The sequence below is a fragment of the Calothrix sp. NIES-2098 genome (genome assembly GCF_963875125.1).
GTDB lineage: Bacteria > Cyanobacteriota > Cyanobacteriia > Cyanobacteriales > Nostocaceae > Aulosira.
The window spans coordinates 1,212,231-1,233,288 of the sequence record NZ_CAWNKJ010000001.1 but is presented as its reverse complement, the minus strand read 5'-3'; the positions used below and the strand labels follow the sequence as shown (position 1 = coordinate 1,233,288).

Annotated in this window: 18 protein-coding genes; 10 read left to right on the top strand and 8 right to left on the bottom strand. The window is 40.8% G+C overall.

The window, feature by feature from the left end:
* Positions 1-13: 13 nt before the first annotated feature.
* The 3 genes from AACU33_RS05200 to AACU33_RS05190 all read left to right on the top strand — a co-directional run bounded on the left by AACU33_RS05200 (position 14) and on the right by AACU33_RS05190 (position 2,248).
* Positions 14-688, top strand: coding sequence for an HAD-IA family hydrolase (locus AACU33_RS05200; protein WP_096587354.1), 675 nt, complete (start codon positions 14-16; stop codon positions 686-688).
* Positions 689-876: 188 nt separating this feature from the next.
* A complete protein-coding gene (locus AACU33_RS05195) occupies positions 877-1,638 on the top strand; it encodes an alpha/beta fold hydrolase (protein WP_339375776.1) in 762 nt (253 codons plus the stop codon).
* 346 nt (positions 1,639-1,984) lie between these two features.
* Positions 1,985-2,248, top strand: coding sequence for a sensor histidine kinase (locus tag AACU33_RS05190; protein WP_339376490.1), 264 nt, complete (start codon positions 1,985-1,987; stop codon positions 2,246-2,248).
* Between the two features lie 23 nt (positions 2,249-2,271).
* Here AACU33_RS05190 and AACU33_RS05185 read toward each other — a convergent pair whose 3' ends face one another.
* Positions 2,272-3,510 carry a molybdopterin molybdotransferase MoeA gene (locus AACU33_RS05185; RefSeq protein ID WP_096587353.1) on the bottom strand — a complete coding sequence of 413 codons (1,239 nt, stop codon included), beginning with the start codon at positions 3,508-3,510 and terminating at the stop codon, positions 2,272-2,274.
* A 28-nt stretch (positions 3,511-3,538) separates the two neighbouring features.
* A complete protein-coding gene (locus tag AACU33_RS05180) occupies positions 3,539-3,784 on the bottom strand; it encodes a hypothetical protein (RefSeq protein WP_096587352.1) in 246 nt (81 codons plus the stop codon).
* A 932-nt stretch (positions 3,785-4,716) separates the two neighbouring features.
* Here AACU33_RS05180 and AACU33_RS05175 point away from each other — a divergent pair.
* From AACU33_RS05175 to AACU33_RS05155, 5 genes are all read left to right on the top strand, one after another.
* Positions 4,717-7,524 carry a multicopper oxidase domain-containing protein gene (locus AACU33_RS05175; protein WP_339375775.1) on the top strand — a complete coding sequence of 936 codons (2,808 nt, stop codon included), beginning with the start codon at positions 4,717-4,719 and terminating at the stop codon, positions 7,522-7,524.
* A gap of 149 nt (positions 7,525-7,673) precedes the next feature.
* Entirely contained in the window at positions 7,674-8,231 is a 558-nt protein-coding gene (locus AACU33_RS05170; protein WP_096587351.1) for an RDD family protein, read from the top strand.
* 43 nt (positions 8,232-8,274) lie between these two features.
* Complete coding sequence (gene rpmG / locus AACU33_RS05165; RefSeq protein ID WP_086683484.1) at positions 8,275-8,469, top strand: 50S ribosomal protein L33; 195 nt, start codon at positions 8,275-8,277, stop codon at positions 8,467-8,469.
* Between the two features lie 2 nt (positions 8,470-8,471).
* Positions 8,472-8,687 (top strand): 30S ribosomal protein S18, encoded by a 216-nt coding sequence (gene rpsR, locus AACU33_RS05160; RefSeq protein ID WP_045870620.1) that lies wholly within the window; start codon positions 8,472-8,474, stop codon positions 8,685-8,687.
* Between the two features lie 219 nt (positions 8,688-8,906).
* On the top strand, positions 8,907-10,958 hold the full coding sequence (locus AACU33_RS05155; protein WP_096587350.1) for a ribonuclease catalytic domain-containing protein: 2,052 nt from the start codon (positions 8,907-8,909) through the stop codon (positions 10,956-10,958).
* Positions 10,959-11,085: 127 nt separating this feature from the next.
* Here AACU33_RS05155 and AACU33_RS05150 read toward each other — a convergent pair whose 3' ends face one another.
* Together AACU33_RS05150 and AACU33_RS05145 are read right to left on the bottom strand one after the other, a co-directional pair.
* Positions 11,086-12,978: a prolyl oligopeptidase family serine peptidase gene (locus tag AACU33_RS05150; RefSeq protein WP_096595140.1), complete on the bottom strand. Its 1,893-nt coding sequence runs from the start codon at positions 12,976-12,978 to the stop codon at positions 11,086-11,088.
* A 171-nt stretch (positions 12,979-13,149) separates the two neighbouring features.
* Positions 13,150-14,418: a tetratricopeptide repeat protein gene (locus AACU33_RS05145; RefSeq protein WP_096587349.1), complete on the bottom strand. Its 1,269-nt coding sequence runs from the start codon at positions 14,416-14,418 to the stop codon at positions 13,150-13,152.
* Positions 14,419-14,643: 225 nt separating this feature from the next.
* Here AACU33_RS05145 and AACU33_RS05140 point away from each other — a divergent pair, with 225 nt between their 5' ends.
* Entirely contained in the window at positions 14,644-15,792 is a 1,149-nt protein-coding gene (locus AACU33_RS05140; protein WP_096587348.1) for a DUF711 family protein, read from the top strand.
* Between the two features lie 79 nt (positions 15,793-15,871).
* Here the strand turns inward: AACU33_RS05140 and AACU33_RS05135 are convergent, their stop codons facing one another.
* Together AACU33_RS05135 and AACU33_RS05130 are read right to left on the bottom strand one after the other, a co-directional pair.
* Complete coding sequence (locus tag AACU33_RS05135; protein WP_096587347.1) at positions 15,872-16,540, bottom strand: 2OG-Fe dioxygenase family protein; 669 nt, start codon at positions 16,538-16,540, stop codon at positions 15,872-15,874.
* A gap of 442 nt (positions 16,541-16,982) precedes the next feature.
* Entirely contained in the window at positions 16,983-17,651 is a 669-nt protein-coding gene (locus AACU33_RS05130) for a 2OG-Fe dioxygenase family protein (protein WP_096587346.1), read from the bottom strand.
* Positions 17,652-17,896: 245 nt separating this feature from the next.
* Here AACU33_RS05130 and sfsA point away from each other — a divergent pair, with 245 nt between their 5' ends.
* A complete protein-coding gene (gene sfsA / locus AACU33_RS05125) occupies positions 17,897-18,622 on the top strand; it encodes a DNA/RNA nuclease SfsA (protein WP_096595139.1) in 726 nt (241 codons plus the stop codon).
* A gap of 65 nt (positions 18,623-18,687) precedes the next feature.
* Here the strand turns inward: sfsA and AACU33_RS05120 are convergent, their stop codons facing one another.
* Together AACU33_RS05120 and AACU33_RS05115 are read right to left on the bottom strand one after the other, a co-directional pair.
* Entirely contained in the window at positions 18,688-20,211 is a 1,524-nt protein-coding gene (locus AACU33_RS05120; RefSeq protein ID WP_096595138.1) for an SPFH domain-containing protein, read from the bottom strand.
* 60 nt (positions 20,212-20,271) lie between these two features.
* Positions 20,272-20,853: a YdeI/OmpD-associated family protein gene (locus tag AACU33_RS05115; RefSeq protein ID WP_096587345.1), complete on the bottom strand. Its 582-nt coding sequence runs from the start codon at positions 20,851-20,853 to the stop codon at positions 20,272-20,274.
* Positions 20,854-21,058 lie beyond the last annotated feature (205 nt).

The window sequence follows — 21,058 nt, the reverse complement described above, 5'->3', positions numbered from 1 at the left end:
GCATAACATTTTGATGGAACGACCGAAAGTTATTTTTTTAGATGCTGTAGGCACACTCATTGGGGTTAAGGGTAGTGTGGGCGAAGTTTATCGTCAGATAGCCCAGGAATTTGATGTAGAGGTTTCCGCTGATACATTGAATAAAGCATTCATCGATAGCTTTAAAGCATCACCACCACCAATATTTCTCGATGCAGACTCACAAGATATACTCCAGCGCGAATTTGATTGGTGGCGGATAATTGCCCTCAATACTTTTGAAAGTGCAGGTGTTCTCAAGCAGTTTGCTGACTTTTCGGCTTTTTTTAGCGAACTTTACATCCACTTTGGCACTGCTGAACCTTGGTTTGTCTATCCTGATGTATTACCAGCTTTGGTAAATTGGCGACGGATGGGAATTGAGTTAGGAGTGATTTCTAATTTTGATTCCCGCATTTACTCGGTTTTGCAAAGTTTGGGATTGAGAGACTTTTTCGCCTCCATTACCATTTCTACTCAAGCACGTGCGGCTAAACCCGATCCCCAAATTTTCACTATTGCTTTAGAAAAACATGGCTGTTCACCAGAAGCAGCATGGCATATTGGCGACAGTGTAGAAGAAGATTATAACGGTGCTAAAGCCGCCGGGTTGAGAGGTATTTTAATCAACCGCGAGCAAAAGTCAGCACTCGCTAGTCAGTCGTTGTAATAGGTTGTTCAGTTAGCTTAATCGATCTATCAAATACTCCCTTCACCCTCCCTTAAACAGGAGGGCTATTTTTCTATGACTTTTTATTGACTGAATGGTCAGTTATAAACTATATTAGCAGTAGTGGTAGCGTTCACCAAAACATCTATCGTTACCGTCAAGGACTGGCGGTTGAAAGGAGGATGGATATGACAATAGATTTGCATTATGAAATTCAAGGTACTGGGGAAGCGATCGCATTAATTCACAGTGGTGGTGCAGATTTACGCGATTGGCAATCGATCGCCCCACTGTTAGCCAAGAAATATCAGGTAATTACCTTCGACGGACGCGGTGCGGGACAGTCACCACCACCTTTGGAACCAGCTAATTATGTTGAAGATTTAACCAGGTTGCTTGACCATATCGGTATTGAGAAAGCTACCCTTGTGGGACATTCCATCGGCGGACAAATCGCTACTGATTTCGCCCTCACCTATCCCGAAAGAGTGTCTAAGTTGGTGCTAGTGGCTCCTGGACTCTCAGGTTATCAATTCTCACCAGAAATGGAACAGTGGTTTGCGGAAGTCATGGCGGCGGCTCCGGATGTGGAGAAAATGGTCAAGCTGATGTTAGAAAGGCCCATATACAGCACGATTATGAATAGTCCCCAGAGCGAGCTAATGTATGAGATGACCAAGCACAATACCCAGAGATACTTTGATTGGCAGAGTTCTGAGCAGATATGGCCGCAGCCACCTGCGATCGCTCGATTACACGAACTTCAGACACAAACCCTGTTCATCATTGGGACAAAGGATAGTAACGACCTCTTCCGCATCGCTGAGTTGTTTAAGCAGGTTCCTGATATTCGCTTTGCCAAAATTGATGGTGCGGATCATATGCCAACCTTAACTCACTCAGTAGAGGTTTACAGCTCGATCTGCGATTTTCTGAGCGATCAACATTGAGATGTGTATTGGATTTTGTGACAGTGTTAATTGCTGCCTCTGAGACTCGTGCGGATGGTTTGGCTTTGGCTTGGTGAATCGCTATACTTTGAGTGCGATCGCACTCAAGGTTAAACTGTGGATCAATATTTTGCAACCAATAAACAGTTGTGGAATAAATTAACAGATATAAATATCGGCTCCAAATTTTACGATGTTGATGGGTTTGAAGCAGGTAAATTATCCTGAATGCTATGTTGGGCAGATGAATCAAGTATTTATGAACATTCTGGTTAATTCTATCGATGCTTAGGAAAACCAAGAAAAAGAACGTTCTCTAGAAGGAGTTAAAAGTTCTCCTAGGAATATTAATATTCGTACTGAAATTAGAGAAAAATCGCAAGCGAGAATCAGTATTAAAGATAATGGATTGGGAATTCCTCAGAGTGTTCAATCGCGAATATTTGACCCTTTTTTCACTACTAAACCTATAGGTCAAGTTATAGGGTTAGGATTATCTATTAGCTATCAGATCGTAGTAGAAAAACATAAGGGCAAGCTGAGTTGTATATCAGAACCAGGAGTAGGAACGGAGTTTCAGATTGAAATTCCGATAAATCAAAAGTTGTAGTTATTGAATAGGGGGCATTATCGCTACAATAATGTTTGTAAAACTTGCACTTCTTCACCCGGAGAAATTAAAGTTTGGCCCACAGGAATCACAGCTAAAGCATTAGTTTGAGCTAAGTTAATTAAATTGCCGGAACTATGACTACCCCCAGCTTTGTGAAATTCATAAACACCATCAGTTAACTGTACTTTACCCCAAATATAAGTTTCGCGCTTGCCATCCGATCGCAATTCGTGATGCGATCGCACTTTCACAAACCCTATTTCCCAACCCTCAGCCAACCCAGAGAGTTTTTTAATCGCTGGCTGCACAAACCTTAAAAACGTTACCAACACAGCAGCCGGATTTCCTGGTAAACCAAAGTAGATTGTTGAGTTTTGAGGGGGGAAGGTAGCCACAGTCAAGGGTTTTCCTGGCCGCATAGCTACAGCACGAATATGAATTTTCGCTTCTAGCTTTTCGAGAATTTGGTCAACATAGTCATAATCCCCTACTGAAACCCCACCAGAAGAGATAACTATATCGGCATTCGCCATAGCGTGCGTAATAGTTTCCTCCAGGGCTATTGGATTGTCCTTCACAATCCCTAACATTAACGGTTCTGCACCACTTTGTCTTACCAAAGCCGCCAGCGCATACCCATTAGAATCAACAATTTGTCCTGGGGCTAGGGGTCGATCGAGGGTGACTAATTCATCACCTGTAGAAAAAATTGCTACACGAGGACGACGGTAAACCCTAACTTGGGGACACTGGGCGGCTGCTAACACAGAAATTTCTGCCGCATTTAATCTAATTCCTGCTGGTAATAATGGTGTCCCAGCTTGGTAAAAAGATGCTTTGTGCCTGACAAATTCTTGTGGTTGGGGTGCAGCGAGGATATAAATGTGGTTATCCTCTCGCCTTGTCCTCTCTTGCATGACTACAGTATCCGCACCCTTTGGCATTACCGCACCTGTAAAAATTCGGGCGGCTTGACCCTGTTGAATTGTAGACTGAGGCTGATATCCGGCGGGAATTTGCTCGACAATTTGCAAAACTGCTGGCTGTTCGGCGCTACAGTGTTGCACATCTAGATAACGCACTGCATAGCCATCCATTGCCGAATTATCCCAATGGGGAAAGTCGAGTTTGCTGGTAACAGGTGTAGCGAGAATGCGATCGCCTGCTGTGAGTAAATCTACAACTTCTGTATCACCCTGGTTATCTAGTGGTTGTACTAAATTTAAAATAACTGCTGCTGTATCGCTGACTGATAACATAGCGATCGCCTAGTATAAAAGCCATTCTCTACATTGTGACACTCGCTGTTTCCTTAGTACACCAAGCTTGCAGCAACCATCTATTAGATTCCTGATCTAGTGCAGGTAAGACACGACAATTAAACACATCTTGCCAGACTTCAACCCCATACTGGTTAATCAAGGTTGTTTGCAATTCCTGAAACCGCGGATAATCGCGATCGTTAATGGCAGTTAGTATGCAAATTATTGTACTCACGGGGATTTGTACAGCTTTTGTGTGGATGAATTTCATTTTAGGTAATCCTCTAGAATATAGATAATTGAGGCTAGTGATGATTTTAACCAACCACTTTCTTTAACTTTTAGCACGTGATTCACAGACTGATTCTATATTTGCTTACCAGATATCATATGTAATTATGGTCTATCTGGTTGGTTTTCGTTATTTATTTCGTTTTTTGCACGGGGAGCCAGCATCTCAACGCTCACTTCAATATCAAACATAAAGGCAATAATTTATCCTCTATACCTAAATAAATATACTTAATTTATTGTATACTTCTTGTAAGCCTTCCCCAGCAACACTATCCTAATATTCATAAGTGCGTAATGCACTATGAACCTGGTAATAAATTTACACAGTACTCGATCGCAGAATCATAGTATGTAGGGCGATCGCCCTTCTTATACAAGTTGAGATTTTGCGGAAAGTTGAGTCAGTGCGTTGGTGTTAGCGTAGGGATCAATAGACGTAGGATAGCCTGACAACCCAAGCCGATCGCACGCTCCTTCCAATCGAAATATTAAAAACTGATAAGCGATCGCATATTTACAGTTTGATGCCCTGATATTTGCTTAAGGAGTAAGGTTTTTGATTGATATTTAACAAATTAAATTTTAATCAATAAAGTTATTTATTTTAATTTGACAATATTCTATTAATTAAAAAATCTAAATCCTGGAAAATCATTTAGTAGTAAATCATGCCTTATTGATTTTGAAGTTAGTTTATGATTACTGCATTGACAAAATTTATTACTCCTGAGAGTATAACCTAGCAATAGGGCTAATCTCGGAGTTTTCAATTGATGCTTCTACCAAGATTGTTTTTTTAAATAAATACTAATACCTTAAATAATCAGGACAACATGAGGTTAAAAAGAGAAAACACAAAGCACAATAATCTTCATAACATATAAATTTTATATAAAGATTTGCGAAATTATGATTAATAATTTACTAGATCCAGACAATCAACCAAAATTTCTCAACTTGCTGCCGACTCCAATTAGAATAGATGCGACAAAAGGTGGCAAATTTACAATTCAAATGCGAGAAACCGAGCAATGGCTTGGACTATACGCAGGACCAGGTGCTGATGGTGTATACGGCACCCCTGATGATGTACGTCTTAATACCAATGTTTGGGGATATAGCTATGAAGGTAAAAATCAAAATATTTTTCCTGGTCCCACATTTGTAGCGCAAACAGATGTTCCCATAAAAGTTCGGTGGGAAAACGATCTACCCAAAAACGGACACTTACTACCAATAGATCGGAGTCTCCATATTGCACAACCTGTTCAAGCTACCTTGGAAAAGGGGTATGTTCCTACCGTGACCCACTTACATGGTGGTCACAGCGAAGCAGCTAGCGATGGAGCGCCTGAGGCTTGGTTCACACAAGATTTTTCGGAAACAGGGCCGCAGTGGGTTAAGAAGAACTATTCTTATGACAACGACCAAGAGGCCTCAACTCTTTGGTATCACGATCATGCACTAGGACTGACGCGCCTTAACGTCTATGCAGGTTTAGCAGGCTTTTATCTTCTGCGCGATCAAAATGAGAATAGTCTGATTCATCAAGGCGTTTTGCCTAGCGGTTCTTACGAGCGAGAAATCCTCATTCAAGATCGGATGTTCACTGCGGATGCACAGCTGTACTTTCCATCCACCGATCCACCAGTAGAGCCAGATCCTCTAGTAGACCCAAACCCGCCTACACCACCTAATCCTAGCGCCATCCCCGAGTTCTTCGGCAACTTCATTATGGTGAACGGGATGGCATGGCCCAAAATGGAGGTTGAACCTAGGAAATATCGCCTCCGGTTAGCGAATGGTTCTGACTCGCGATTTTATATCCTCAAGTTTAACGATCCTCAAGAAAAGTTTTACCAAATTGGGACAGAGCAAGGCTTTTTTAAAACACCAATTGCATTAGATAAGTTGGTAATTGCACCTGGCGAACGTGCTGATGTGATTGTTGACTTCACTGGCGATGCAGGAAAAGAGTTTATCTTACAAAATTTGGGGCCAGATGAACCATTCATGGGACTCAATGAGCATCCAGATGAAGAACCAAATTTGGCCGATCCCAATACAACAGGCCAGATCCTGAAAATCGAGGTGAATCAGCCCCTTAGTTCTATCCCGAACGCTAAAGTTGATACTGACGCAACCGATGGATTGACAACAGAGTTACGTTCTGACGAAATAGAACCCCTCACTCAAACCGGACCTACAAGACAACTCGTTCTATTTGAAGGTAGAGACAAGTTTGGCCGGATCAGACCAGAATTGGGAACAATGGCAGATGGCTCATTACTATGGGATGACCCAATTACAGAGCAACCAAAGTTGGGTACTACTGAAGTCTGGGAATTCTACAACACTACCGAGGATGCACACCCAATTCACCTGCACTTGACGAACTTCCAGATTCTCAACCGCGAGAAATTTAATGGTGATGTAGTCACTGTGGGCAAAGATGCTATGGAAGGGACTAAGCAAAGGTTGGAGAATGTCACTCTCAGCGGCGATGTAGAGGCTCCATTACCATCTGAAAGAGGTTGGAAAGACACTGTTATTGCCAATCCCGGTGAAGTTGTTCGCATCATTGCCAAATTTGATAAACCAGGGGATTATGTTTGGCACTGCCACATCCTTTCACATGAAGATAATGAGATGATGCGACCCTTTAAAGTGGTTGCAGAAAATAAGCAAACCCATCTGACAAATCCTAGTCATGATATTTTTCACATCACCAGTGACAGTGCCAAAGCAACCCTGCAATTTACGCTGACAGGACATAATTCTCAGCAAGTAAATGAAATTGGCGTGTTTACCGTTGACGATAGTACCGGCAGAATTGGCGATCTAGCACCAGGAAACGCTGGTTATACCCAGCTAGCTTTAGCTAGATCCAAGGTAATTTTCTCTACTATTGCTAATGTTCCTAATGGCTTTAGAACCGACAATCTCACAAAATTACTAGAAGTAGATTCTGATGCTAATTTAAGATTTTATTTAGTACAAAATAGTACAACTGATGCTGTGCAAACTGGAGTCGCCCCGATCGGCAATGTGCTATTTTCTGATGTCTCAACGCAAAAGATTACAGATTTAGGGAATGAAGCATACTCCTTAGCCTGGAAAGATATTCGTGGTCATAGCACTGATGAGTTCAAGGATTTAGTGGTGAAAGTGCAACCCACAAATCAAGCCTTACCTTTGGGTACAAATTTACAAGGAAAGCTACAGGGAGAACTGATTAATTTACAAGGTGTGACACAACTGGTAAAAGCCGATTTTATTGTCAATAGAGAAGCAGCTTTCAAAAATTTTGTTAGTTTTTATCAGGTTGCTGATGAGAATGGAGGTATTGATGTCGATGGTAATGGTACAGTTGATTTACGTATTGGGGACTCAGGCTATACTCAAGCAGCAGTTCGTGGGCGCGTTGTGGGTATGGATTTGACAGTTAATAACCAAGGTACGGCAACTTATACAGGAACTTTCCAGCCAGGCGCTATTTTCGCACCATTTATGATTGCTAATGGTAGACCAGAAGCAATTTTAGATGGCAATCCCAGTAACGATCCCGCAATTTACTTCCCATTTTTGGGAGCTAACGCAGATCGGATGGATCATATTAACCTGTTAGGTAGTAATATCTTTGGCTTTGAGGATTTAGCAAATATTGGTGACAAAGACTTCAACGATATGATTGTGCAAGTAAATTTGACTACTTAAGAGCACTGCAACCAATTTGGTCATAGTAAGCGATTCAGTAGCTAGAAAAAACTGAAAACTTACTATAGCCAAATGTTAATTCGCTTAAGATTGGGTTAGAGGAAAAGCACAATACCAAACTTTAATCCCCAGATAAATGCTGAGTTTGTATGACCATTGAACGAGTACCTCAAAAACACTATCCCAAGGCTGAAATTGGACGACGCGGTATGGCGTTGGGGCTAGATTTTCTTGGTGTTTGGTTAATTAGTTCCCTCTTGGGCAGCAACCGTTCGGGTATTCAAATTGTACAAATTCTAGTGTTCGCGATCGCTTGGCTAGTTTTACGGGTGCTAGTAGTATATAACAATCAAGGACAAAGTTTAGGGCGTTGGGCATTTGACCTCAAAGTGCTGGAAGTCGAAGCTGGGCAAGTAATGGGTAGAATTCCAGAGTTGCTGGCACTGCTCAAAAGAGAAGCAATAATTGGTGTAGGTGCGCTTTTGGTTTCCATTGCTTTAGGCAATATTATTGCCAATCCCACTGCTATACTGCTAGTACTTCCCCTGGCGATTGACTGTGGTACAGCCTTGTATGATACCCAGATGCGTCAGGCTTTGCATGACCGCTATGCAGGAACTATCATAGTTTCGTCGCGTCGTGGCTACTCGCTCGATATCAAAGTCAAGCGATTAGTTGAAAATCTGCGACGAAATGTGAGAAGATAGTCATTTGTGTTAATTCTCTCCAGGCTTTACGGTTTGTAAGATTATGGCTAAGAGTAAAGGTGTCCGCATAATAGTGACACTAGAATGTACCGAATGTCGCACTAACGCTAACAAGCGTTCTCCTGGTGTTTCCCGGTATACCACTACGAAGAATCGGCGTAACACCACCAACCGATTAGAACTGAAAAAGTTCTGCTCCCATTGCAATACCCACACAGTCCACAAGGAAATTAAGTAAAGATGAGCTACTATCGTCGTCGTCTATCTCCGATTAAGCCGGGAGAACCTATTGATTATAAAGATGTTGATTTGTTGCGGAAGTTTGTCACCGAACGAGGTAAGATACTGCCACGTCGGATCACTGGGCTGACATCTCAGCAACAGCGAGACTTGACATTAGCAATTAAACGTGCTCGAATTGTTGCCTTGTTGCCGTTTATCAACGCCGAAGGCTAATTCGAGTTGAAAGCGAGAATTTTAGGTTATGGATTATCTCTAGCAGCTGCATTTATGGTGTATGTGGCTGCAAATTTTCTGAGTCCACAATCTAAAATCTCATTAAGTCAGTGTAGAATCATCTTCTGCATATAAAAAATCATGAGATTTTGGATTCAGTAGTCAATATTCAATCCAAAATCTAAAATTTATTAGTTAACCAAATTAAGTGCGAGAGTTGTGGAGAAGGGGACGCTAGTTGAATTTAGGGTTCAAGGCGATCGCCGTCTGGGAGTAGTAGATCGCCCAGACGGAAAAACCCGTTGGTTTGTGGTAGATGAACGCGGTCAATCCCACAGCCTCGCGCCTAGACAAATTACCTATACAGTTAACGGACAAACCTACAAGCCTGCGGATATTGGCAGCTTTTTAGAACAAGTCAAGCCATATTTAGATCCATCTAGCTTGGAAGTAGCCTGGGAATTGCTGGTTGAAGATGGGGAAACAGTTACCCCACCCGAAATGGCGAATCTGTTGTTTTCGGAATCAGAAGGGCCTCATTGTTACGCCGCCCATTGCTTGTTGTCAGACGACAAACTCTATTTCAAGCAAAAGGGAGACGCCTATGAGCCGAGGACGACAGCTCAAGTAGCAGAACGCAAACACCAGCTAGAAGTAGAAGCCCAAAAAGCTAAGGGACAGCAAGAATTTTTGGCGCGTGTCGAACAAGCTTTAGCGGGTGAAACCGTAGAATGGCAACGCCACGATCGCCAACGCCTAGAAGCCTTAGAAAAATACGCAGCCCTAGTAGCAGATGTTGTGCGTATGGGGGTAAATTATGACTCATTACCTAGGGCTTACCCTCCCCCAGGCCCAGTATTGGAAACGATGACCATGCTGGGACGCCCCGCAACGCCCCAAGGAGCATTTCAACTACTAGTTGACTTGGGTTGGTGGAGTCCCAACGAAAACTTGTTTTTGCGTCGTTCAGCTATTCCGGTTCAATTTCCTAGCAAGGTATTAGAAGTGGCGCAACAGCGTTTGGATTCCCCACCCTCAGATCTAGATACAGACCGTCTCGATCTGACTCACTTAAAGGTATACACAATTGATGATGAAAGTACCACAGAAATCGACGATGGTCTGAGTTGGGAATCACTCCCAGATGGACGGGAACGCCTGTGGGTACATATTGCTGACCCTACCCGGTTGTTAGTACCAGAAGATGACCTAGATTTAGAAGCTAGAAAGCGGGGTAGTACAGTTTACTTGCCTACAGGCATGATTCCCATGTTCCCTGAGGTCTTAGCTACTGGCCCCATGAGTTTGGTACAGGGACGAGTTTGTTGCGCCCTCAGCTTTGGGATTATTTTAGATCCAACTGGGCAAGTAGAAGATTACAGTATTCATCCCAGCTTTATTAAGCCCACTTACCGCCTCACCTACGAAGATGTAGATGAGATGCTGCAATTAGGAGTACAAGCAGAACCAGAAATTGCCGCGATCGCTATGTGGGCACAGCGACGTAAAGCTTGGCGATACGCTCAAGGTGCCATCAGCATCAATATGCCAGAGGCAGCAATTAAAGTCAAAGGTGACGAGATCAGCATTGATATTTTAGATGACTCCCTATCACGGCAACTAGTAGCAGAAATGATGATTTTAGCTGGCGAAGTCGCAGCCCGCTACGGTCAAACTCATAAAATTCCCCTACCGTTTCGCGGTCAGCCACAGCCAGAATTACCCCCAGAAGAAGAATTACTTCAGCTACCAGCCGGATTCGTTCGCGCCTGTGCTATGCGCCGCTGTATGCCCAAAAGCGAAATGAGTATTACTCCAGTGCGTCACGCTGGCTTAGGTTTGGATACCTACACTCAAGCGACTTCTCCCATCCGCCGCTACAGCGATTTGCTTACCCACTTTCAACTCAAAGCCCATTTGCGTGGCGAAGTTCTACCCTTCTCAGCAGAACAACTCAAAGAGGTGATGATGACTGTTACCAGCATCACCCAAGAAGTGACAATGGTAGAACGCCAAACTAACAGATACTATGCTTTAGAGTATTTGCGGCGTTATCCCGATCAAGTTTGGCAAGTGACAGTTTTAATGTGGCTGCGGGAAGACAGCAATTTAGCGTTAATTCTCTTAGAAGACTTAGGCTTACAATTGCCTATGTCTTTTAGACGTTCTGTGAGTTTGGGCGAACATTTATTAGTTAAAGTTAGCCTTGCCGACCCGCAAAAAGATATGATTCAGTTTCAAGAAATAATTTATCAAGAAGCTTTGAATTAACTCAAGCTCTCAGATAAATTACAAAAGCGCAAATAACATTGTGCTGATATCATAAATCAAAAAAATAAAAAATACAGAAATAATATGTAGGATGGGCATTGCCCACCCTACAAATACTAGATATTGACTACTTCAATAAAAATTCTTTGACAAACATAACCGTTGCATAGAATTGGAAGTCAATATTTTTCTTCTTACTAAAACCATGCCCTTCATCCTTCGCCATCAAATACCAAACTGGTACTTGATTATTTTTCACTGTCGCTACAATTTGTTCGGCTTCATTGAGAGGAACGCGGGGATCATTTTTGCCGTGAATCACAAATAGCGGTTTTTTAATGCTACTGGCATTATTTAAAGGTGAAATTTTCAGCAAGAATTCTCGCATTTTTGGGTCGCGTTCGTCCCCGTATTCTACTCTGCGTAAATCGCGCCGATAACTTTCGGTTTTTTCTAAGAAAGTGACGAAGTTAGAAATACCGACCAGATCAATGGAAGCACGAATTCTGTCACCATATTTAGTTGCAACTGCTAAGGACATATAGCCACCATAGCTTCCTCCTGTGACTAAAATCCGGTTTTTATCTAAGTCTGGTTGAGTTGCAATCCAGTCTAATAATGCACCGATATCCTTAACTGAGTCTTCCCGTTGATAGCCATTGTCTAACTTTAAGAAGGTTTTACCGTAACCACTTGAACCCCTGACATTGGGAAAAAGTATCGCAACTCCCAATTCGTTCAAGTAATAGTTACCCCGTCCCAAAAATGAAGGACGAGACTGACTTTCCGGGCCTCCATGAATATCAATAATTACTGGGCGCTTACCTTTAAATTTAGCGGGGGGAAAATACAAAAAGCCGGAGATGGTTCGATTGTCGAAACTTTTCCAGCGTACTAGTTGGGCTTCGGGGAAATTCTCTGTATCTAAGCCGCCTGTTTCGCTTTCTGTCCAGCGTTCAATTCTATTGCTAAGGATATTTAAGGAGTAAACATCAGCAGTTGTTCGCGCAGAAACTAAGGTAAAGCCTAAATCTTGATTGTTGCGATGCCAACTAACACCATATATATCTCCTACAGGTAACTTTGGCAGTGGCTTTTCCTTACCTGTGGCTGTTTCTAAAAGATGCAACACGCTAGCCCCGTCTTCATTAGTGACGAAAGCAATCTGTTTACCATCATAGGAAAGGTCAAAATCTTCTACATCCCAAGGAATGTTGCTGGTGAGATAGGTGTGCTGTAATGTTGCTAAGTCAATGTACGCCAACCGAGAAAATTCAAAGTCGCGGTCAGTAATTACATACAAACCCTTACCATCTTTACTAAATGCGCCGCCATAATAGGCAACTTTTTCCTTACCTCCCTTGGGCGTGACTAATTTTTTCTCACCCGACTGAGTATCCATCAGCCAAAGATAGCTTTCATTAGCAGAGATGTATTCCTGTGCTAAAAATTGCGCGTCATCTGGCGACCAATCTAAACCACCCCAACCGCCGCCTTCAACCTGGGTTAACAGGCGATCGCTTTTCGGATTTTTCGGATCGATAATGTAAAAATCATAATCTTTACCAGTGCGGCGGGTGGAAGTGTAAATCATTCTATCTCCCCGATTCGACCACACGCCCCGGCTATTTTTTGACTTCCCATCAGTAAGAAGTGTAATTTCTCCTGTCGCTAATTCATAACGGTAATTTTGGTTAAATTCATTACCACCAGTATCTTTACTAAATACAAAATACTTGCCTTCTGTGGGTTGAAAAGTTCCCCCATTCACTCGTTCTGAAAAGAAAGTCAACTGCTTGCGACTCCCTAAAGGAAATTTGACTAAGTGTACTTGGGGCACATCGCCAAAGCGGGTTGAAATCAGCATTTCACGGCGATGAGGATGCCAACTAGCAAGACCAGCCGATCGAAATTGGGTGTAGCGGTCTACTGTTTCTGTCAGCGATGCAGGTATCGTTGGGATACCCTCAGTTACAAGGTTTTCTCCTGGGTTGACCGTGGGATTTTGGGCAGAAACCATGAGAATAGGCAGTAGTAATACTGCAATGAAAGTAGTAAAAAACTTAGTAAAAAATCGCATCTGCTGATTATCGCAAATTTTTGCAGCAAAATTATACCTGCAATCCCTGATAAATTTATCTGCGTTTATCCTCTTGTATCTGATTCTCACTAATTCAGAAATCTCTATATATTAATTACCGCGATCGCGTTCTAATTCTGTAATCACTTTTTGCATATACCACTCTTCTGGCATTTGCGGAAAGTAATCTTTTTTTTGCTGAATTAATCTTTGAGCAATTTCCCACTGACCGCCAACTAAGCGTAACAATCGCTGACGCAGAAGATTATATTTATGGTTTTTGGTTTCAGGAAGAGATTTATGAATTTTGTTGAGGCTATTTAAAACTTGTTGATAATTTTCCCAGTCTTCTTTTTCGAGAAAAATACTTGCTGCTTTTTGATAATCTTCACTTGCCTGTTGCATTTCTTCTAAAAGCGTATGAGCAATACCGCGATTATAATAAGCTTGAGCATCTTCAGGATTAATTTGTAGTGCTTGGGAATAATCTTGAATGGCACCCAGATAATTGCTCATTGCTCGATAAGCATTACCTCTGGCAACATATACTAAAGCATCCTGGGGTTGAATTTGCAGTGCAGTGTTAAAATCTGCGATCGCACCTTGATAATCACCTAACAAATAACGGGCTTTACCTCGGTTGCGATAGACAATAGCATCTTGAAAATTCAATTTTAGTGCTTGATTAAAATCTGCGATCGCACTTTGATAGTCGCCCATTTTACAACGCACCACCCCACGACAGCAATAAGCTTGTGCATCTTGGGGATCGGCTTTTAATACCCAGTTTAAATCTTCAATTGCCTCGCGGGTATCTCCCTTTTCTGCTTTATCTAATAGTTGCGTAAAATATTCTTTCTCAGATTTGATGGTGACAGTGGGTGAATTTGATTGCTGAACAGTCGGTTTATCCGGTGGTTGTAGCTGTTTAATTCTTTCCAAACACAGACGACAATTTTCCTTATCCTTTTGCGCTAGATATAATTCTGCTGCTTTTTTAAAATTAGCGATCGCATCATGAATATACCCCTGTTTGCGTCGCACTATCCCTCGAAGGCTGTAAGCTGCGGCATAATTAGAATTAAGGCGAATAGCGCGTTCCACATCTTCCAACGCACCCGGTAGATTTTTCAACGCCACCCTAGCTAAGGCGCGAGAATAGTAAGCTTCCATACTTTCGGGATTCAGCTTCAGAGCTTCGGTATAATCGGAAACAGCCTGGATAATTTCCCCTGAGTCATAATATGCCAACCCTCTTTGAAAATAAGCTTCGGGAAAGTAAGGTGTCACCTGCAAAGCACGATTAAATTCCTCAATGGCTCCAGCGTAGTCTTTTTGTTTAGCTTTTTCCAGCCCACGATTATAGAACTCATCACTCATGGCTTTTATTAGTTATGGCTATATAAGTATTCACCGTGACTCTAGCTTATTTCCTATGTTAATGACATTGAACTAAACGATAAGTATAAATTTATCAAGTTCACGCAAAAACGCGGAGTCGCACAGACTAACTTCCTCTTCCTTGGCATACTTGGCGTACTTGGCGATTCGTTTTTTTCTTTCAGTATATTTTCTTGAAGAATTTTTACCAATTATTTTTTAACCATGAAAATCAGAACTATCACCACAGGAATTTCTCTGCAATCTCCTCAAGATACAGAAAAAATTAGACAAGCTGCTGAATTTAATCAACAAGTAAAGGAAATATTTACCCAACAAGGCTACGAAGTGCAAACAACTAGAATAGCCACAAATTCCTGGGAAGAATATCTTCAAGGATTATCCAACATTGAAATTTTAAATCAAATTCAAAACCTAGAACAAATCTGCCTTAATTTAAATCTTAGCTTCTTCAATATTGGCTATGCCAGTAAGCTATCAACTATAGCCTTAATTCCAGAAATTAATCAACAAACTTCAGTTATTTACTGTTCGAGTAAAATTGGTGATTTTGTAGATGGCATTAACTTAGAAAATGCTTTAGCATCAGCCAAAGCCATTAAACGCATTTCTCAAGAAAGTGAAAATGGCTATGGCAACTTTCGTTTTTGTGCATGGGCAAACTGTCAGCCTGGAATCCCATTTTTTCCAACATCATACCATCAAGGTGATACAGGATTTGCTATCGGTTTAGAATGCTGTGACTTAGTAACAGCAGCATTCTCCCAAGCCGGGAATATCCAAACAGCAGAACAAAAACTGCATAAACTCTTAGAACAAGAGTTAAATAAAATTGCCGCTATTGCAGAAATCATCTCCGATAAATTTGCTATTGCATATCACGGAATTGATACCTCTCTTTCGCCATCTCTAGATAAAAATAACAGTATTGCTTTTGCTTATGAAAAGTTAATGAATGGTAAGTTTGGTCAACCTGGAACTTTAGCAATTTCAGGAATGCTAACTCGTGCTTTAAAAAGTGTCTCAGTTAAAATCTGTGGGTACTCTGGTTTAATGCTTCCGGTTTGTGAAGATATCGGACTAGCTGCAAGAGCTAACGAGCAAACCTATAATATTACTAATTTATTGCTTTATTCGGCAGTTTGTGGCTGTGGACTCGATACAGTTCCAATTCCAGGCGATATTTCAATTGAAAAAATTGCGGCTATATTAATTGACATGGCGACTTTAGCAATTAAGTTGGATAAACCGCTGTCAGCCAGATTATTTCCCATCCCAAATAAAAAAGCTGGGGAAATGACCGCATTCAATTCCCCATATCTTGTAGATTGTCAAATATTTCAAGTAGATTGAATATTTTGCAATTTTAGTGTTTTAAACGAATGACTAAATTGTAGGAGAGGCGAAACCTCAGCTTGGAAACTAAATAGTATTAATCAGAAAGCAAACTAGGAGAAGTTAGCACAAAAACATCTCGTGTTCCCGGAGCGTCTATCTCTGGTTTAATCGGAGTAGTAAAGTGCAGAAATTCATGGTCATTGACTAACAAAAGTTCTCCGGGATTGAGAATTTTACTAAAAATTGGTTCTTCCTGATTGTCTTTATACAAGTGTGTTTCTGCACCTTGAATATTGTCTCTTGCAACAGAGAAAATCCCGATAAAATCCGTACCATCTCTATGGATACCTTCAGGTGCAGGATTACCTAAATTATCAGGCGAACAGCTAATCCTAATTTGATGAACTCCGATTTCTGCCTCTGGATGAAGTTTACAAGAATCAGTAAATGCTAAAATAAGCTCTTTAAATATGTCAAGTTCGAGCATCGCATCATCTAATTCTGCAAACTCTCTTTTAATATCTCCTAATAGTGGATTGTAATCTTTGCTTTGATAGAAATAACCGTGAGGTAGTTTAATCAACCGATCCCCAACAACAGTAAATCGAGATAATCGACGAGAGCGATAATTACCTTTAATGTAAGGGTCAACAGGCAGATTGTTAAAAAATGGTTTAAAACCTTCTAAGTTTATAGAATTTACTTTTCTTAAGGTAAATAGAAAGGCATATTCTAATTCAGTTAATCCTCGAACTGTTTGCATAGGATTTACCTACTTGCAGATTGCAATCCTCCTAAGTTTTTTCTTTTAGGAGGCTGATAATATCTATTATATGATACTTTTTATTAAAACGTTGTGTAAGAAACCGCAAAAAATGCCAAACTATGGTAAAGAAGATTTGTAGTAATAAAGCACGAGCAGCTTGTAGGATAGCAGTGCGATTGCATACTTGCTTTTTCATTTCATGCAATATTTATTACATCTATATTTCCGTAAGCAGATAACCGCTATCAATAAGATGATTTCCCATCCCAAATAAAAAAGCTGGGGAAATGACTGCATTCAATTCCCCATATCTTATAGATTGAATTATGTACAAATACAGATAACTACTAATAGCTTATCTGGCTTGAAAAATCTGGTTGAGAAAGCCTTTGCCCGAACTTTCTGCTGTGTTTATCTGTAGTTTTACTTTTAAATAGAATTAATCGGTAATCAAACTAGGAGAAGTGAGTACAAAAACATCCCTTGTTCCCGGAGCGTTGATCTCTGGTTTAATTGGAGTAGTAAAGTGCAGAAATTCATGGTCGTTGACTAACAAAAGTTCTCCTGAATTTAAAACTTTACTAAAAATAGGCTTTTCCTTTCTACCAGAATATAGATGTGTTTCTCCGCCTTGAATATTGTCTCGGTCGACAGAGAAAATTCCGATAAAATCCGTACCATCTCTATGGATACCTTCAGGCGCAGGATTACCCAAATTATCAGGCGAACAGCTAGTTCTAATCTGATGAACTCCGATTTCTGCCTCTGGATGCAGTTTGCAAGAATCAGTAAATGCTAAAATTAGCTCTCTAAATATATCAAGTTCGACCATCGCATTATCTAATTCGGCAAATTCTCTTTTAACATCTCCTAATAATGGATTGTAATCTTTGCTTTGGTAAAGATAACCGTGAGGTAGTTTAATTAATCTATCCCCATCAACGGTAAATCGAGATAATCGACGAGAACGATAATTACCTTTGATGTAAGGGTCAACAGGCAGATTATTAAAAAACGGTTTAAAACCTTCTAAGTTGATAGAATTTACCTTTCTTAGGGTAAATAGAAAGGCATATTCTAATTCCTTTACTCCCCAAACTGTGTGCATCGGATTTACCTACTTGCAGATTGCAATCCTCCTAACTTTTTTTCTTTTAGGAGGCTGATAAGATCTATATGTATGCTACTTTTTATTAAAACGTTGTAAAAATAACTACAAAACTTGCCACACTATGGTAAAGAGGTTTTGTTTTGCTAATGATACGCACAGCGCAGTAAAAATGGTAATCCTTTAGAGTTAAACTTGTTTAGCTCTCAATAATCTCCTTACTTTATATGAAGGAGAGTTTCAAAATTATGGATTGGCTTTATCGCTACCCAACTTTATATCCTGGAATTCTACTCAAGCGCTACAAGCGCTTTTTTGCTGATGTGCAACTAACGAATGGTGAAATAGTGACAGCACACTGTCCCAATACAGGGCCGATGACTGGAGTATCTACTGCTGGTAGTGCGGTACAGCTATCTAAAAGTGCCAATCCTAACCGCAAACTAGCTTACACATTAGAACTGATTCAGGTAGATGATAATTATCCAACATGGGTAGGCGTGAATACTGCTTTGCCAAATCAGATAGTAAAGCTAGCTTTAGCAAGATATTTGTTCCCAGAGTTGGGTGAATATAGCCACATTAAGGGTGAAGTGGTTTATGGGCAAGATAAAAAAAGTCGCGTAGATTTTTTCTTAACAGGAAATGATGAAGATCGCCCAATTTATTTAGAAGTAAAAAATACTACTTGGTGCGAAGGTAAGTTAGCACTATTTCCCGACACAGAAACCACAAGAGGACAAAAACACTTGCGCGAACTCATGGCGTTGCTACCTAAAAGTCGCGCAGTCATGCTGTATTTTATCAATCGAGGTGATTGTACAGAGTTTGCCCCAGGAGATAGTAAAGACCCTATATATGGTAAGTTGTTGCGGGATGCGATCGCACTTGGTTTAGAAGTATTACCCTGCCGTTTTGACATCTCTCCAGAAGGGATACGTTACTTAGGTTTAGCAAAACTCGCAATCTGAATCAGACTAAAACAACAGATGCACAAAGATAAACGCTGCTTTTTATCTGTGTGCATCTCTGTTTACTAGCGATTTATCCGAATCAACTCCGTCAAAATGCTATCCAAGCTCCCATTAACTTGAATTTTTTCAATCTTCTCTGCAATTCGCTCTAATACTTCCAACTCCTTCAAACGCAACGCGACAGGGTTGTCCTCCATCACCTTGGCAGTATTTAACATACTGCGAGTAGCAGCAGTTTCTTCACGACGACGGACTACGTTCGCTTGGGCGGCTTTTTCCGCTTCCACTACCTTGCTTAAAATAGTCTTGATTTCACCAGGGAGAATAATATCTTTCACCCCAACCGAATCTACTTCAATTCCGTAGTCTGCGATTTTTTGGCGAATGTAGTCAGAGATACTTCTATCAATTGCGCCTTTATCCTCCAGTAAGGCATCTAAAGTTCTTTCGCCAACTGCACCGCGCAAAGCAAACTGTAACTCTTTGTATAAATACCCAGCAATATCCGATAAACCGTTTTTCGCTCTTACGGGGTCAAGGATGCGGAAGCCAGCAGTTAAATTTAAGCGCAAAGGCACTTTATCCTTAGAGAGAATATCTTGACCAGATACTTCCATAGTTTGCTGACGCAAATCGAAGACTTCCGTTTGCAAAGAACGTCCAAACGCCCACCATGCGTGTTTTCCTGGCTGGAGTTGTGTTTGAAATTCTTGATTGATGTATAGCAAGCCAACGTGTTGTGCTGGTACTTCGCAAATATGCAGGCTATTGCGGCTGAGAGTATAAGCCTCTGGTAAGCCCGAAACTAACTCAGCAACTAAGCGAGATGACAACTTAGCATCAATGCTGATGTCAATTGCCTCTACCTCAACGCCTTGCCAGAACAGCTTGCGACTACATGGTGCTAAGATAGAAATCACTTTACCTTGATAGCGCACAATTGCTACTTGCTGATTCTGTAATTGTACTATTTCACAGTAAGCAGCTACAAATTCCGGATGTCTCTCAATTAAAACATCTTCCAAGGGAAAGTTGGGATTGGGTAAAATTCGGCTGAGAGTCTGAACAGCAACATCCCTATTCACAGACCAGAAAGCGTACTCACCTGGTTCTAGGGGGCGCACAAAGTTACCTTGCACGTATAGCAAGCCAATTTCATACTCAGAAATTTGAAACTTTTTGATACCATTTAAGGCAATTCCTCGTAGTTGTTGCACAAACTCAGCAGGTAGTTCTAAGCTTTCTTCTAAGTTGAAAAGATGAGTTTCTACCTCAATAAAACCACGCCAAAAAGCGCGTAATTGATTTGGCGCAATACTAATCCAAGTTTGACCCAAGCGCACTAAAGCCGCTTGATTGAATCCTGTGCGGACAACTACGAGGTATTGCTGTAACTCGGAAGTGCGATCGCGCAGCAACAATTCTAAGTTCTCAATCTTAGCTTCTGGTTGGTTAAGGTCATAAGTTTTTACTTGCCAATACCGACCAAAATAAGTATAAGTACCAGGCTGCAAGATTTTTTTAAAATCGCTGCGATGATATAAAATTCCAATTTCATTAGGTTTGATATAGAAAGTTTTCCACATAGAAATTTGCATAAATAATTGAGGCATTTGTAGCCGAAACATCAGATTTAATAAAGACATTTATAACCTAGGATTTTTGTTCTGTGCTGCTGAATTTACAGTTTGCTCAATTCGCTTTAATCTGGTTTCTGGACGTTTAGCACTTTCAATCCAAAAAATAATATTCTTTTTGACTGAATTGCTGAATGCTTGAAAATATTTATTTGCAGTTTCATTCGCAACTAAAGCTTGCTGTAAATCATCAGGAATAATTAATGCTTCTATCGCGTCTAATGTAGTCCACGAACCATTATGTTTTGCTGCTGCAATTTTGTTTAAACCAGCCTCAGTCATTAAACCTTGTGCAATAAGTTCTTCAATATACTGCTTATTTAACTTTGACCAAACACTCTTCGGTTTGCGAGGAGTAAATATTTGCATATAACGATGCTCATCTAAGGTTTTGACTTTACTGTCAATCCAACCAAAGCATAGCGCCTCCTTGACTGCTTCACTATATTGAATGCTTGGCTGACCACTTTTTACTTTGTAATAAATTAGCCATACACCAATAGAATTATGGTGATTTTTCTCTAACCATTCCCGCCATGCTTGGCGATTTGGAGCATGAAAGGTTTTGAGTTGGTTGTCAAAGCTTGGCATAGCAGAAACTGATTAGTAAAGAAGTGAGTAGCCTTTTACTAGAGTTTGTAATACAAATACTACAATATATTTTTAAACTCTGCAAATGTCGGCGATCGCATATTTCAAACTGCATCAAGCTCGCTACTTCTGTCTGAACTACCCTAGGGTAATTGAGAAATGTGCTGAACCTACAGGAGTTGGAATCTTAGCGATCGCTCTTTGA

Bases quoted from the DNA above. Each gene is read 5' to 3' on its own strand.
- rpsR (WP_045870620.1), top strand. From the start codon at position 8,472: ATGAGCTACTATCGTCGTCGTCTATCTCCGATTAAGCCGGGAGAACCT.
- AACU33_RS05150 (WP_096595140.1), bottom strand. From the start codon at position 12,978: ATGGTTTCTGCCCAAAATCCCACGGTCAACCCAGGAGAAAACCTTGTA.
- AACU33_RS05115 (WP_096587345.1), bottom strand. From the start codon at position 20,853: ATGCCAAGCTTTGACAACCAACTCAAAACCTTTCATGCTCCAAATCGC.
- AACU33_RS05145 (WP_096587349.1), bottom strand. From the start codon at position 14,418: ATGAGTGATGAGTTCTATAATCGTGGGCTGGAAAAAGCTAAACAAAAA.
- AACU33_RS05135 (WP_096587347.1), bottom strand. From the start codon at position 16,540: ATGCAAACAGTTCGAGGATTAACTGAATTAGAATATGCCTTTCTATTT.
- AACU33_RS05170 (WP_096587351.1), top strand. From the start codon at position 7,674: ATGACCATTGAACGAGTACCTCAAAAACACTATCCCAAGGCTGAAATT.
- AACU33_RS05130 (WP_096587346.1), bottom strand. From the start codon at position 17,651: ATGCACACAGTTTGGGGAGTAAAGGAATTAGAATATGCCTTTCTATTT.
- AACU33_RS05185 (WP_096587353.1), bottom strand. From the start codon at position 3,510: ATGTTATCAGTCAGCGATACAGCAGCAGTTATTTTAAATTTAGTACAA.
- AACU33_RS05195 (WP_339375776.1), top strand. From the start codon at position 877: ATGACAATAGATTTGCATTATGAAATTCAAGGTACTGGGGAAGCGATC.
- AACU33_RS05120 (WP_096595138.1), bottom strand. From the start codon at position 20,211: ATGTGGAAAACTTTCTATATCAAACCTAATGAAATTGGAATTTTATAT.
- AACU33_RS05175 (WP_339375775.1), top strand. From the start codon at position 4,717: ATGATTAATAATTTACTAGATCCAGACAATCAACCAAAATTTCTCAAC.
- AACU33_RS05200 (WP_096587354.1), top strand. From the start codon at position 14: ATGGAACGACCGAAAGTTATTTTTTTAGATGCTGTAGGCACACTCATT.
- AACU33_RS05180 (WP_096587352.1), bottom strand. From the start codon at position 3,784: ATGAAATTCATCCACACAAAAGCTGTACAAATCCCCGTGAGTACAATA.
- rpmG (WP_086683484.1), top strand. From the start codon at position 8,275: ATGGCTAAGAGTAAAGGTGTCCGCATAATAGTGACACTAGAATGTACC.
- AACU33_RS05140 (WP_096587348.1), top strand. From the start codon at position 14,644: ATGAAAATCAGAACTATCACCACAGGAATTTCTCTGCAATCTCCTCAA.